This is a genomic window from Nocardia sienata NBRC 100364, from assembly GCF_001613205.1.
Taxonomy (GTDB): domain Bacteria; phylum Actinomycetota; class Actinomycetes; order Mycobacteriales; family Mycobacteriaceae; genus Nocardia; species Nocardia sienata.
Map to the genome: position 1 here is coordinate 124136 of NZ_BDBX01000004.1, position 14243 is coordinate 138378.

The window sequence follows — 14243 nt, forward strand, 5'->3', positions numbered from 1 at the left end:
CCGCCGACGCCGGAGCAGCTACCCGGGTCGAAACCGGGCGCGTTCGCGGGCCGACGGCCTACCAGCCTCCGATGTGTATGATCCGGTCCAGATCAGTGCGCGCGGCCGGCTTGAAATCGGTCCCCTTCGTGTAGGCGACCGGTAGCAGCGCCCCCTGGGACACCGTGTCGTACGGGATTCCCAGGATGTCGGCGGCCTCGCGCTCGTAGCTCAGATGCAAAGTGGTCCAGGCCGTACCGAGTCCGCGGGAACGCGCGGCCAGGCAGAAGCTCCACACCGCCGGGAACAGCGACGACCAGTGGGAGGCGCTCTGCGCACCCGAGGCCCCGTCCACCCGCCCCTCGATGCAGGGCACGAGCAGAGTGGGCACCTCGCCCATCTTCTCCGCCAGGTAGGTCGCCGAACTCGCGATACGCTGCCGGCCGGCGTCCTCCGGGGAGCCCGAACCGGTCTGGTTTCCGGGGAAGTACTTCGACGCCGCATAGCGTTCGAAAGATTTCCGGTACAGCTCCCCCAGCCCGCGCTTGCGTTCGGCATCGGTGACCACGACCCAGTGCCAGCCCTGCCGGTTCGAACCGCTCGGCGCCTGGACCGCCAGTTCGATACACTCCCGCACGACCTCGAGCGGGACCTCACGCTCGAGGTCGAGGCGCTTGCGCACAGCCCGGGTAGTGGACAGCAGTTCATCGGTCGACAGGTCCAGCTCTATCGGCACAATTACCCTTTCGATCGGACCGGATACAGCACCCGGCTCGGAGTCGGTTCCGCCTCGAGGCTAATCGAGTCGGCTGACCCGAGAGCCGCGCCCGCACCGAAGCATCGATGCCCGATTTGCGATAGTTGATTACCGCAAGCAACTGATCTATTTTTAGTTAGCGTAGTGAACTAACCACTGTTTGGAGCCACCGTGCCAGTCTCAGCCGATACCACACAGAACCTTCTCGGTGAGATGTTCCTCATCGGCCGTGCCCTCCGGAGCACACTGGCCCATTCCGACGCGGGCCGGCTGCTCCCCGGCGGGCTCGGCGTCCTGTCCACCCTCGAGACGGCGGGACCCTGCCGGCAGGTGGGCCTCGCGGCCGACCTCCGTATCACCCCGTCGGCAATGAGCCGGCACATCACCGAACTGGCCGCCGCCGGTTACATCAGCCGCGAGGCCGATCCCAGCGACGGCCGCGCCAGCCTGGTCCGGCTGACCCCCGAGGGCCAGGATCTGCTGCACCGCGTCCGGGCGTTGCACACCCGGCACCTCCAGGAAACCCTCGGCGATTGGACCGAGGACGACGTGGAACAGGCCTATCAGGTGATGCGCCGCCTCCGGAATTCACTCAACTCCCGGGACCGCTGTGGCACGGCGGACGAGAACCCGCAGGTTTCGAAAGAGAGAGCCGATGTCTGACACCGAGGCGCCAGCCTCTCGCGATCCGCTCGCCATGAGCCATCGCGAAATCCTCGAAGCGATGACCGGTCTGCTGGCGGCGCTGTTCACCGCGCTGCTCAGCACGACCATCGTCGCCAACGCCCTGCCGACCATCATCGGTGATCTGCAGGCTTCGCAGACCGCCTATGCCTGGGTCATCACCACCGCTCTGCTCACCAACGCGGCCTCGACGCCGATCTGGGGGAAGCTGGCCGACCTGTTCAACAAGAAGACGCTGGTGCAGCTGGGCATCATCATCTTCGTGGTCGGCTCGGTGATCGCCGGTTTCGCCCACGATGTGGGGCTGCTCCTGGCCGCTCGCGCGTTGCAGGGTGTCGGCATGGGCGGGCTGACCGCGCTGGTCGTCGCCATCATCGGCAGCATCATTCCGCCGCGCGAACGCGGGCGGTATTCCGGTTACATGGGCGCGGTCATGGCGGTCTCCATGACCGGCGGACCGATCCTGGGCGGCGTCATCGTGGACAGCCCGCTCGGCTGGCGCTGGTGCTTCTTCATCTGCATCCCGCTCGCCGTGATAGCGCTGCTCCTCCTGCAGCGCACGCTGCGGCTGCCGACGACCCGCAAAGAGGGCGTCAGCATCGACTGGCTCGGCGCCACCCTGCTCACCGCGGGCGTCTCGGTGCTGTTGATCTGGGTCTCCTTCGCCGGTAAGGCCGGGTACTACGAGTGGTGGTCCGTCGAATCGGCGCTCTACGTCGGCGGCGGTGTACTGCTGTTGGCGTTGACGGTGCTCGTCGAATCGCGGGTGAAGGATCCGGTCATCCCGCTGAAGATCGTCACCGAGCGCACCACCGCGCTGGCCATCCTCGCTTCGGTCGCCGTGGGCGTCGGTATGTTCGGCGCCACCACGTTCCTCGGCCAGTACCTGCAGACCGCCCGCGGCTACTCCCCCACCGCGGCGGGTCTGCTGTCCTCGCCGATGGTGGCCGGGATGCTCGTCGCCTCGGTGATCTCTGGTCAGCTGATCACCCGATTCGGCAAGTGGAAGAGCTTCGTCGTCACCGGCGCGGCCCTGCTGGTGGTCGGATTCGCCCTGCTGTCCACCGTCGACCATGCCACGAACATCTGGCTGATCGGCGCCTTCATCACCGTGACCGGCGCAGGTGTCGGCATGATGATGCAGAACCTGGTGCTGGCGGTCCAGAACACCGTGAGCGTGCAGAACATCGGCGCGGCGTCCAGCAGCGTCGCCTTCTTCCGTACCTTCGGCGGCGCCATCGGCGTCTCGGTCCTGGGTTCGGTGCTGGCGACCAGGGTGAGCGAACTGTCCACCGCCCGCTTCGCCGAACTCGGCATCCACACCACGTCGTCGGGCAGCGGCAACCTCGACCTGGCGGCGCTGCCGGCTCCCATCGCCGAGATCGTCCGCTTCTCCTACGGTGACGCCACCGGCCGGATCTTCCTGATCGCCGCCGTGACCTGTGTCGTGGCGCTCATCGCCGCGGCGCTGCTGCCGAACCGCCCACTGCGGCGCACGATCGATATCGAGCCGACCGCCGATCCCGCGGCCGCCACCGATATGGGGACCGAGGATCGGGTGCCCGACGATCTGGCCGACCTCGAACGCACACCCGCGGCAGCCGATCCCGTGGGCAGGCACCATGCCGCCGTCGCCGAGGATGCCGACGATCCGCGGACCGAAGCGTCCCCGGTACCCGTCGGCGCGCTGACCGCGCAGGCGCCGGCCGGACAGAACGGTCACGGTGTGTACGGCCCGGCCGTCAGCGCACAGATCTCGCTGCCGACCGCCCGGTACCCGGGGACCGGTGACGAGAGCGGTGCCTTCCACGGGCACATCACCCGCGAGGACGGACGCCCCGTGCCTGGTGCGGCACTGACCCTGATCGACCAGCGCGGACACCAGGTCGCGCGGGCGAGCGGGGCCGGCGACGGCGGGTATACCGTCACCGCCCCCGGGCCGGGCAGTTATGTGCTGATCGTCTCGGCGCCCGGTCACCGGCCGACCGCGGTCAATGTCGCGCATGCCGCGCAGCCACAGCGCATGGACTTGACTCTGTCCGGGCTCGGCGAGCTGTCGGGCACCGTCCGCTCGACCCGCGGTGGTGCGCCACTGGCCGGTGCGACGGTAACGGTGACCGACCAGTACGGCGAGGTCGTCGCATCGGCCGCCTCCGGCGAGGACGGCGCATATTTCTGCCACGGCGTGGTTCCCGGCACCTACACACTGGTGGCGGTCGCCGAGCACATGCGCCCGAGCGCGACCGCGCTCACCGTGCCCGACAGCGGCCGGATGCGGCACGATATCGAGCTCGCGCCGATGGCGGTACTGAGCGGTTCGGCCCGGGCCGACGGCGGTCGGCCGGTGACCGATATCCAGATCACCGTCCTCGATGCCACCGGGGATGTGGCCGCCACCGCGCGAACCGACGAGCAGGGCCGCTACACCGTGCCCGATCTCCCCGAGGGCCGGTACACGGTCGTGGCCCGCGGCTATCCGCCGGTCACCGGGCAGATCAGCGTTTCCGGCGAAGAGGTCGGCTACGACGTCGAACTCGGGTACGGAACCGACGGGCAGGAGTAACCCGCCGCGTACCCCGAAGGGCTTGTCGTCCCCTCTCCGACAAGCCCTTCGGCCGCGGCCGGCTCTCGATCATGGCTGTGCTCGCCAGTGGTCGCACCGCATTCCGTGCCACGAGGTTTCAGCGAGTGACAGCGGGCGATTCCCGGTCTCTTCCAGCGCATTCCCACCGTCGACACCCGAAACCGTCTGCGCGATGGATTGATCGGCCGCCGGGTGGATCCGACCGCGCCGCCACAGGTCGCGTCCGCGCTGTCGGCGCGGGGTGAAAGTCCGGCGGTCCTGCTGAACGCCACGGCCGCCCGGGCAACACGGATATCGTGCGCAGCCGGAAAGAATCCGACGCCGGGCGTTTCCGACCGCTCCCGTTCACACCCCGATCTCGACGCGACCGGCGCAGTGTATTGGTGACCCTACCGTGACTTCGGTCGGGAAAGTTGATGGTTTCTTGTCTGGCGCCGACCTTGCGAGCGGCGAAAACTGATAATGCTGTGCGAATTGATATCCGTGGTTCCACCCCGACCGAAGGATGTGCAATGTCAAACAGAGTCACCAAGATCTTCGCCGCGACCGCGATGGTCCTGTCCCTCGGCGCCTTCGCGGCTCCCATCGCGTCCGCCACCCCGGCTGCCACTCCGATCGAGGGTTCCGTCGTCATCGGGATCTGTGTCCCCCTGGGAAGCGCCACAGTCTGTATTTGAGCTCCCGCGATTTCGGAGCACATCCACTCACGGGAAACGGTGCCTCGGCGTGGATATCGTGCCGCGGCGCGGGCGGGCACGGTTCTGGTGGATCGCCCTATACCCGAATATCGAGCCAACTGGAAGAGCGCACGTTGCTCGTCGAGGAGCGTGCGCCGGGATGAGCAGGTCGCCCGCCCCGGGTGACCTGCTCATCCGTTTCAGCGGGCCGTCTCGCCCGCCGTTGGGCCGATATGGCGCCGAGGCGAAAGCTCTCGGGCATCCCGGCCGATCGACCGGCGTCGAGCCCGGTCGGCCACGCGAGAACCTCAGAACATCATCATCATGATCATCATCATCATGAAGGTCATAAAGAAGTTGTTGGACATCTCGAACCTGCTTCCGTCGAACCGAACCGCCCGGACACGACGCCGGACGCAGCAGCGGCATGCATGCCGTTGTTGAACGGTACGATATTCAACGGCTTAAATTTCGGGCCGACGGCTTCCCGTTGCCGGGAACACGAAACCGGCTGCGCGGCATCGGTTCCGCGTCGACCGCGGCGGCGGCAGTCAGTGCGGCGAAGGGCTCTTCAGGTGCGCGTCGAAAAAGGCGAAAACGCGTCGCCAGGCGTCCGCGGTGGCCTCCTCGTGGTAACCGAGACCCGCGACCCGCAGTACGGGCTCGGCGGGAAGCCGGTTGGCGAACGCGTGGGTGACCCCGGAATAGGTCTTGACGTCATGGGCGACGCCGTAGTCGTCGAGTATCCGTTCCAGCCGGTGTGCGCGGCCGATATTGATCGGATCCAACCGGCCGTAGCTGGCGACGATCGGGCAGCTGCCCCGCAACATCTCCGCGTAGTTGCCCCGGCTGGTCGGATAGAAGGGAGCGGCGGCGTCGAAGCCGCGGGGCGCGGTGAGCAAGGCGAAACCACCACCCATACAGAAACCGGCCACTGCGACCCGGCCGGTGCACGAGGAATCGTCGCGTATCCGCCGCAGCGCGGCGAGGATATCGCGCACCGCCCTGCCCTCACCGGTGAACAGCAGATCGCGGAATACGCCGGGCACACAGCGCGGCCCACGGGAGAACAGGTCCGGCGCAATCACCAGATAGCCTCCGTCGGCCAGCATGCGGGCATTGCGACGCAGGTCGGCGGTCAGCCCCACCGCATCGTGCAGCAGCACCACCGCGGGCCACGGCCCCGGACCCTCGGGCGTCTCCCATACGGCGTCGATATCGCCGTCGGGTGCGGGCACCTCGATCATCGTCATCGGCGGTCACCTTCTGTTCGATCCGGAACTCTCGCAGACAACAGCGACAGCGAGTCCAGTGTCGCATCACCGTGTCGCATGCTCGCGGACCTCGCCTGTGCGGCGGGGCCGGCTGCCGCCCCGAGACGGCAGTCGGCCCGTACCCGGCGCCCGGACACGCACGGGGCGGATCAATCGTGTTCGGCCGCACCGACGATCTCACCGGTGTTCGCGTCCACTGTCACCTCGTACTCGACGCCCGCCGAGGTCACGACTTCCACCTCCCACACCGGTCCGCGGTGCTCGGTCTCGAACTCGGCCGCCACCGCCCTACTGTCCGGGACCGCGGCCACCGCGGCGTCCATGGCCTGGATGCGATCGATCCCGGGGTCGGCGACCAGAGACCACTCCGCTATCGGGCGATCGAGGGCGACGGTGCCGTGCGGCGGGGTGTGCCCGAGGGCAACGGTGGCGACGCCGACGGCGGCACCGGCGACCACGGCCACGACCGCGGCGCCGATGAGAATCCAGCGCAGACCGGCGACCGCGTGACGAATAACGCTTGCCATGGTGAAACCTCCTGAGTGGGTGTACGTCCCGAATGTGGTCATCACTGTGGCAAGCCGATACTGAAGGTGACCTGAAGTCACCTGAAGAATATTTCAGGGAGCGTCTGACACCCTGGGTGGATGCGTCTGCTGATCGTGGAGGACGAGAAACGGCTCGCCCTCGCACTGGCGAAAGGATTGTCGGCCGAGGGTTTCGCGGTCGACGTCGTGCACGACGGGGCCGAGGGACTGCACCGCGCCACCACCACCGAGTACGACCTGATCATCCTGGACATCATGCTGCCCGGTATGAACGGCTATCGGGTGTGCGCGACACTGCGCGCCGCGGGTCACGAAACACCGGTGCTGATGCTCACCGCCAAGGACGGTGAGTACGACGAGGCCGAGGGTCTGGACACCGGCGCCGACGACTACCTCAGCAAACCGTTCTCCTATGTGGTGCTGGTGGCCCGGATCCGGGCGCTGCTGCGCCGTCGCACCCGCGGCGGTGCGCGCGCTCTACGGGTCGGCGATCTGGTGGTCGATCCCACCACTCACGGCTGCCGGCGCGGAGACCGCGAGATAGCCCTGACCGCCAAAGAATTCGCGGTACTGGAACACCTGGCCGTACGCGCCGGGGAGGTCGTGTCCAAAGCCGATATCCTGCAACATGTCTGGGACTTCGCCTACGACGGCGACCCGAATATCGTCGAGGTCTACATCAGCACCCTGCGCCGCAAGATCGATACACCCTTCGGCTGCCGGACCATTCTGACGGTACGCGGCGCGGGATACCGCTTGGCGGCCGAGCGTGGGTGAGCGAGCGCGCCGCCGCGGCGCCTGGTGGAATTCGGTCCGGGCGCGGACCACGACCGCGGCCACCGTGGTGGTCGCGATCGCCCTGACCGCCACCGGGCTCATCCTGCTCGCGGCCCTGCGCGGCAATCTGGTCGAGAGCGCGGATCTGCAGGCCGCGAACACCGCGCGTGATATCGCCGGCCAGCTCGAGGCGGGAACGCCGCTCGCGCAACTTCGACTGCCGGATCCCGACGACGAACCGGTGCAGGTTGTCTCGGCGGACGGGCGGGTACTGGCCGCCGACGAGGAACTGCAGGGCCGGGCCCCGATGGCCGGCTTCGGGCCGAATACGGAGGCACGGTCCCGAGACGGCGAGGATTCCGCGGACGACGAATCCGACGAGGCAGCGGACGAAGACGACGACGAATCCGAATCGGAATCCGAGGACGAGGACGAGGACGAGGACGAGGACGAGTCACCCCGCCCCGGGGACACCGCGTCCGGCCTCGGCACCGTTGGCGCGGCCGGCTCCGGCGAGACGGGAACCACACGGGCCGTCGGTGCTCCCGCGGCCACCGAACCGGTGTTCGGGCAGACCGAACTGGCAGTGGGTGATTCCGGGCCCGACAGCTATCGCGTCGCCGCACTCGGTACCACCGCCTCTGACGGGCAACCGGTCACCGTCTACGCCGGCGCGTCCCTGGATACCGCCGACAGCGCGGTCGCCGATGTGCGGCGGGCGATGCTGATCGGCCTGCCGGTGCTGCTCGCTGTGGTCGCCGCAATGACCTGGCTGGTCACCCGGTGGGCGTTGCGGCCGGTGGAGTCCATCCGGTCCGAACTCGCCGAGATCATGCACGGCGACCTGTCGCGCCGGGTCCCCGAACCCGCCGCCCGCGACGAGATCGCCCGGCTGGCGGTCACCACCAACGACACGCTGGCGGCGCTGGAGCAGTCCGCGGAACGTCAGCGCCGGTTCATCGCCGACGCAGCACACGAACTGCGCAGTCCGATCGCCAGTCTGCGCACCCAACTCGAAGTGGCACAGGCGCATCCGGGGTTACTCGAGCTCGACGGCTTGCTCGGCGACACCGTGCGGCTGGAACACCTCGCGGCCGATCTGCTGCTGCTGGCCCGGCTCGACGCGGGCGAACAGCCCCGGGCCGACCGGATCGAGCTCACGGGACTGATCCAGCAGGAACTGGCCCACCGGGCCGGCGATCGCCTGCCGGTCGGCTCCGGTCTCGGCGTGGACCAGCTGGCCGTCACCGGCAGCCGGACCCAGCTGGCCCGTGTCCTGGGCAATCTGGTGGACAACGCGCAACGGCATGCCGCGACGACGGTACGGGTGACGCTGGAGCGGCGGGGTGACCGGGCAGTGCTCGCGGTGGCCGACGACGGCCCCGGGGTGCCCGAGGCCGACCGAGAGCGGATCTTCCAGCGTTTCGTGCGCCTCGACGACGCCCGCAGCCGAGACGAAGGAGGTGCGGGCCTGGGCCTGGCGATCGTGCGCGATGTGGTCGGACGGCACGAGGGAACGATCCGGGTCGAGCCCGCGGATTCCGGCGGGGCGCGATTCGTGGTGGAACTTCCGATAGCCCGCTGAGGGCCTGGGTGCCCGCCGCGGCGGCGAACGAGCGATCCGCTCGGACAGGCACGGGCCGCCTGGTGCGTGGCCGGCCGTTGCCGGTGTCGCGTGCGCACTAGCATCGGCGACCATGGCGCAGCAGGCAGTGCACCCGGCGGATCCGGATTTCCCGATACTGGTGATCGGGGCCGGGCAGTCCGGTCTGTCGGCCGGGTACCACCTGCGGCGGCACGGGCTCGTGCCCGGGCAGGATTTCCTCATCGTCGACCATGCGCCCGGCCCCGGCGGCGCCTGGCAGTTCCGCTGGCCATCCCTGACTCTCAGTACCGTGAACCGGATACACGACCTGCCCGGAATGCCTTTCGCCGAGAACATCGATCCGGGTAGCGCCGGGTCCGAGGTTCCGGCGGCGACCGCGGTGCCGCGCTACTACCAGCGCTACGAGGAGCATTTCGAGCTCCGGGTGCGCCGGCCGGTGAGCGTGCGGGTGGTGTGCGATCGATCCGGAGAAGACGGTCTGCTGCACGCCGAGACCGACCGGGCGGGTACGCTCCGGGTCCGCGGCCTGATCAACGGCACCGGAACCTGGGAACATCCCTTCGTACCGCACTATCGCGGCGCGGAAACTTTCACCGGCCGGCAGCTGCACACCCGCGATTACCGTGGCCCGGCGGAGTTCGCGGGACAGCACGTGGTGGTTGTCGGTGGCGGAATATCCGCAGTCCAGCTGCTCGACGAGATCTCCCGGGTCACCGGCACCACCTGGGTGACACGTTCGGAACCCACCTTCCGGGAGACCCCGTTCGGCGTGGACGCGGGCCGACGGGCGGTGGCGATCGTAGAGGATCGGGTGCGCCGGGGGCTTCCGCCCGGTTCGGTGGTCTCGGTGACCGGCCTCCCGCTGGACGACCGGCTCCGGGCCGCCCGGGACCGCGGCGTCCTGCGGCGGCGGCCGATGTTCGACCATATCGAGCCCGACGGCGTGCGCTGGGCCGACGGCAGTTTCCAGGCCGCGCAGGTCATCCTGTGGGCCACAGGTTTTCGCAGTGCGCTGGACCATCTGGCCCCTCTGCGACTGCGTGGTCCGGGCGGCGGGATCACGATGAACGGCGCGCTCGCCACCCGGGTCGCGGTGGATCCGCGGATCCACCTGATCGGATACGGGCCGTCGGCCAGTACCATCGGCGCGAACAGGGCCGGGCGGGCGGCCGCGACGGAACTCACCGGTTACCTGGGCCTGGAGCGGGGCGGTCTCCGCGATTAGGGAAATGCGCCAGGAATACGCGACCGGCCCTTACCCGCCCGGTCAGCGCAGCAGATCCGCCAGGATCCGGCGCGCGGTCGAGACCCGTTCGTGGTCGCCGAGCTGGTGGGCGGTATTCGTGGCGGCGACGATCGCGTCGATTTCGAAGGCCAGCGCGTCCGCGTTCCGGCCGGTCAGCTCGCCCAGTTCCTGAGCCTTACGGATCTCCCCGGTCAGGAACACCATCCAGTCCTCGTGGTCTGCGGCGACGGCATCGCGGACCGGTCCCGGCCGGCTGTCGAATTCGGCGAGCACCGCGGCCCGGAAGCAACCGCCGGGAAACACCGGGTCGGTGATGTAGCCGAGCCAGCGTTCGACCAGCATGCGCACTCTGGGTAGACCGCGCGGTACGCGCAGGGCGGGCGTGATGATCTGTTCGACGAAAACGTCGCGACCGGCCCGGATCGCTGCCAGCTGAAGCGCCTCTTTCGTTTTGAACAGGGTGGCGATCCCGCTCTTGCTGATGCCCAGATCGGTTGCCAGTCTGCCCAGGCTGACGCCCGCGAGCCCTTCGACCGACGCCACGTCGGCGGCGCGCCGTGCGATCGCCGCCCGGGATCGGGCCCCTTTGACCAGCCGTTGATCCGTGATCGCCTCCGTCATACGTCCCATTCTGGCACTTCCGTCTTGTCAATACGAACGATCGGTCGTATTTTCTTTACGAACGTTCGTACGTTTTGTTCCCTAGGCTTCCAGGATTCTCATGACCAAACCGTCCGTGCGGGCCCCCGGCCCGCAGCCCACCACCGCAAGCGGTGCCGGCGCACTTCTCCTCGCCAGTGGCGCGGCCTTCCTCGCCTTCCTCGACCTGTCGGTCGTCAATATCGCCTTCCCCTCCCTCGCCCGCGACCATCCGGCCACCTCGCCGACCACCCTTACCTGGGTGGTCAGCGGCTACGCGGTCGCGTTCGCGGCGCTGCTCACCCCGGCCGGCCGGCTCGCCGACGCAATGGGACGGCGCGCGATCTTCCTCATCGCCCTGGTGGGTTTCGCGCTCACTTCCCTGCTGTGTGGGCTGGCGCCGAACGCGAGCCTGCTCATCGCCGCACGCGCGGCCCAGGGGGCGACGGCCGCGCTCATGGTGCCCGCGGCCCTCGGCGCTCTGCTCGCCGTCACCCCGCGCGCACGTATCGGCGGCGCCATCGCGGCCTGGTCGGCGGCCGGGGGTCTGGCCGCGGTCGTGGGACCCGCGCTCGGCGGCGCGCTGGTCGAACTATTCGGCTGGCGCTCCATTTTCGTGATCAATGTGCCGATCGCGCTCGCCCTGGCCGGCCTGGCCTTTCGCATCCTGGCACCGGATACCGAGCAGACGCGCGGTGCCCTGCCGGACCCGGCGGGCACGATCATGGTCGCCGTGGGTCTGGGCGGGCTCGTCGCGGGACTCACCGAGGGGCAGCGCTGGGGCTGGACCGCGCCCGGCACACTCGGGGCCCTCGGCCTGGGCGCTCTGCTCACACTCGCCGCCCTGCGCCGATCCTTCCGGCACCCGAATCCCGCGCTCGCCGTGGAGCTCTGGCGGAACCGTTCGTTCGCGTTGACCAATGCCGCCTCGTTCGCGTTCGGCGCCGCCATGTTCGCGTGGCTGCTGGCCGGGCCGATGTTCCTCGACGCGATGTGGGGATATTCCGTGCTGGGGTCGGCCGCGGCGCTGAGCGTAGGCGCGGTGGCCTCGATGGTGACCGCGACGCTCACCGGCCGTCTCACCTCGCCCGGCCACCGGCGCCGGGCCGGAGTACTCGGTGCACTGATGTTCCTCACCACGCTCACCTGGATGAGCACCGGGGCGTTCGGCTCCACTCCGGCGCTGTGGTCGGCATGGATACCGGCCGGGATACTCGGCGGCGGCGGTGTCGGAATCGTGGTGACCGTACTGGGCGCCACCGCGGCGAACGCGTTACCGCCACACCGTTTCGCGGCCGGCATCGGGATGAACCTTACGGCGCGCCAGCTCGGCGGCGCGCTCGGTATCGCTGTACTGGCGGCGGTACTGGCCGCCCACCCCGGCGACCCGCTCGCCGGGTACCACACCCTTTTCCTGCTGTGCGCGGGCTTCGCCGCCGTATCGGCCTGCCTGATCGCCGTTCCGTCCCGACAGGAGTCGATATGACAGACCACCACGGCCGTACCGAATCCGACGACCCGATGCTGATCTCCCCCGCCGCTGCCCGCACCCTCCTGCGCGAGGCGCCCTGGCGGCGCTACGCCGTACTCGGCGACTCCATCGCCCAGGGCGTGGGTGAGGCGTCTGCGGGTTACCGCGAAATCGGCTGGGCCGACCGTGTCGCGGAGGTCCTCACCGCGGTGAACCCCGAAGCGGCATACCTGAACACCGGGCGGATCGGCGCCACCTCGGATCAGGTGCTCGCCGAACAGCTGGCGTCGGCGTTGCAGTTCCGGCCCGACCTTGTGCACATATCGTGCGGCGGCAACGACCTGTTCCATCCCGGCGGCGATACCGATCGGCTGCACGCGAACCTCGAGTCACTCTTTTCCGCACTGGCCGATACCGGCGCCCAGCTGTGCGCGTTCACCGTCGCCGATGTCTGGGAGACCGAACGTATGGCGCCGATGCGGCCGATGCGGCCGCGAATGGCCGAGCTCAACGAGATCGTCCGGGACGTGGCCGTCCGCTACGACGCGGTACTGGTCGACTTCTGGGACCATCCGCTGCGGTTGCGCCCGGATCTCATGAGCGCGGACCTCATCCATTTCACGACCAGCGGACACGCGGTCGTCGCGACGGAGATGATCCGCGCGCTGGCGGCGCGGATCTCGGCCGCCGCCGGATCGATCTGACGAGCGGCCGATCTCCGCTCCGACCGCCCGCAGCCGAACTTCTGTAAGGGATCCCCATTGTCGGCGCGACCGGTTAAGATCTGCGCCGGGCACCAGCGAGGAGGAGTAGGTACCGACGTGGGAAGCTACGGCCGTAGGTCACGGGCGCGGCGGGGGTCCGGGGCACGGGTGACCGTTCCCGAAATCACCGCGGGTCGGGGGGTCGACCGGTAAGCTCACGCGAGCATTCGCATGTGGCCGGCCCACCGGGACAACCGGGCACCGCCACCGTCGATCTCGTCGCCGCCGCGTTCGGCCGTACCGGCCGGGCATCATCCACACCGCCGTCGTCCGGCGGTGCGTCACCGAAGTAATCGACCCCCGCGCGACCGCCATCGGTAGCGCGGGGGCGAGTCGCGATGTCCGGGCAACACTGCGCGGCCGGTATTTCGGCGGCGAGCACCGGGCCGGTCCCGTCCGGCCTTGTTCCGCAGACGCCGTATTTCCCGTGTATCCGCCCGAATCATGTTCTGTCCGAAGTTTGTTCAGCATCATCTGTTTCCATGAAGGAGTTCTCATGTCCAGACGTTCGCCCGTGTTCCGGATCCCCGGTGTGCTGGCAGGCCTCGTTGTACTCGGCTGTGCCGTGCTGACCTTGTCGGCGTGTACCAGCGGAAACGACTCGGCGCAGAGCTCGTCGGCGAGCGCGGTATCCACGGTGCCCGGACAGAACGGAACCGACGAGGGCGGGGATGTCGATTTCGACGCCGCCATCGGCAACTGTGTCACGCTGTCGGGAACGATGATGGACGCGGAGATCGACCACGCCGAGTGTGGTTCGGAGAATTCGAACTACAAGGTGGTCGCCAAGGCCCCCACCCAGGACGGCTGCGCGTCCGACGTCGACCAGACCTACTACGTGACCCTGGCCGGCCAGGAACAGGGCGCGCTGTGCCTGGACATCGACTGGGTCGAAGGTCAGTGCATGACGGTTCCGTCCGGTAGCGACAGCCCGACCCACAGCCCGTGCACGCCGGGCAAGCCCGATACCGTCCACGTGCTGAAGATCCTGACCGGTACCACCGACGAATCCGGGTGCCCCGCGGAAACCACCAGCTACTACACCTACGACGAGCGCCGGCTCGTCACCTGCGTCGCCGAGGTGTAGCGGCACCACGTCCGGCTACCGGCATGCGTGGCCTCACCTCGGGGTGTGAGGCCACGCGCGCCCTGCCCATCGTCGGACCGGATCTCACGGCGCTGTTCGGCGCCGACCAGCGGAGATACACTGGGATCCGCTGCTCGAATTTCGCGTTCT

The 14243-nt window shown here is 68.7% G+C and carries 13 protein-coding genes; 9 read left to right on the top strand and 4 right to left on the bottom strand.

The window, feature by feature from the left end; all coding sequences use genetic code 11:
- Positions 1–58: 58 nt before the first annotated feature.
- The gene (locus tag NS4_RS03565) at positions 59–709 is read right to left on the bottom strand and encodes a nitroreductase family protein (RefSeq protein WP_063058378.1); all 651 of its coding nucleotides are present in this window, start codon (positions 707–709) and stop codon (positions 59–61) included.
- A gap of 198 nt (positions 710–907) precedes the next feature.
- On the opposite strand from NS4_RS03565, the gene NS4_RS03570 reads away from it, so the two are divergent.
- The 3 genes from NS4_RS03570 to NS4_RS32575 all read left to right on the top strand — a co-directional run bounded on the left by NS4_RS03570 (position 908) and on the right by NS4_RS32575 (position 4681).
- Entirely contained in the window at positions 908–1399 is a 492-nt protein-coding gene (locus NS4_RS03570; RefSeq protein ID WP_157105874.1) for a MarR family winged helix-turn-helix transcriptional regulator, read from the top strand.
- Positions 1400–1433: 34 nt separating this feature from the next.
- Entirely contained in the window at positions 1434–3983 is a 2550-nt protein-coding gene (locus tag NS4_RS33960; RefSeq protein ID WP_439955755.1) for an MFS transporter, read from the top strand.
- Between the two features lie 533 nt (positions 3984–4516).
- Entirely contained in the window at positions 4517–4681 is a 165-nt protein-coding gene (locus tag NS4_RS32575; RefSeq protein WP_169811719.1) for a hypothetical protein, read from the top strand.
- 551 nt (positions 4682–5232) lie between these two features.
- On the opposite strand, the gene NS4_RS03585 is transcribed toward NS4_RS32575, so the two are convergent.
- Entirely contained in the window at positions 5233–5934 is a 702-nt protein-coding gene (locus NS4_RS03585; RefSeq protein WP_063058027.1) for a dienelactone hydrolase family protein, read from the bottom strand.
- Between the two features lie 170 nt (positions 5935–6104).
- A complete protein-coding gene (locus tag NS4_RS03590) occupies positions 6105–6482 on the bottom strand; it encodes a PepSY domain-containing protein (protein ID WP_169811720.1) in 378 nt (125 codons plus the stop codon).
- A 120-nt stretch (positions 6483–6602) separates the two neighbouring features.
- On the opposite strand from NS4_RS03590, the gene NS4_RS03595 reads away from it, so the two are divergent.
- The 3 genes from NS4_RS03595 to NS4_RS03605 all read left to right on the top strand — a co-directional run bounded on the left by NS4_RS03595 (position 6603) and on the right by NS4_RS03605 (position 10111).
- Entirely contained in the window at positions 6603–7280 is a 678-nt protein-coding gene (locus NS4_RS03595) for a response regulator (RefSeq protein WP_063058029.1), read from the top strand.
- Complete coding sequence (locus NS4_RS03600; protein WP_063058030.1) at positions 7273–8865, top strand: sensor histidine kinase; 1593 nt, start codon at positions 7273–7275, stop codon at positions 8863–8865. The genes NS4_RS03595 and NS4_RS03600 overlap by 8 nt, the downstream gene beginning before the upstream one ends.
- A 112-nt stretch (positions 8866–8977) precedes the next feature.
- Entirely contained in the window at positions 8978–10111 is a 1134-nt protein-coding gene (locus NS4_RS03605; RefSeq protein ID WP_063058031.1) for an NAD(P)-binding domain-containing protein, read from the top strand.
- Positions 10112–10153: 42 nt separating this feature from the next.
- Here NS4_RS03605 and NS4_RS03610 read toward each other — a convergent pair whose 3' ends face one another.
- Positions 10154–10753: a TetR/AcrR family transcriptional regulator gene (locus tag NS4_RS03610; RefSeq protein ID WP_063058379.1), complete on the bottom strand. Its 600-nt coding sequence runs from the start codon at positions 10751–10753 to the stop codon at positions 10154–10156.
- Positions 10754–10853: 100 nt separating this feature from the next.
- Between NS4_RS03610 and NS4_RS03615 the strand changes: the two genes are divergently transcribed.
- The 3 genes from NS4_RS03615 to lppU all read left to right on the top strand — a co-directional run bounded on the left by NS4_RS03615 (position 10854) and on the right by lppU (position 14093).
- Positions 10854–12257 carry an MFS transporter gene (locus NS4_RS03615; protein ID WP_063058032.1) on the top strand — a complete coding sequence of 468 codons (1404 nt, stop codon included), beginning with the start codon at positions 10854–10856 and terminating at the stop codon, positions 12255–12257.
- Complete coding sequence (locus NS4_RS03620) at positions 12254–12946, top strand: SGNH/GDSL hydrolase family protein (RefSeq protein WP_063058033.1); 693 nt, start codon at positions 12254–12256, stop codon at positions 12944–12946. Before NS4_RS03615 ends, NS4_RS03620 begins: the two co-directional genes overlap by 4 nt.
- 556 nt (positions 12947–13502) lie before the next feature.
- Positions 13503–14093, top strand: coding sequence for an LppU family putative lipoprotein (gene lppU / locus NS4_RS03625; RefSeq protein WP_063058380.1), 591 nt, complete (start codon positions 13503–13505; stop codon positions 14091–14093).
- The last annotated feature ends 150 nt before the right edge of the window (positions 14094–14243 follow it).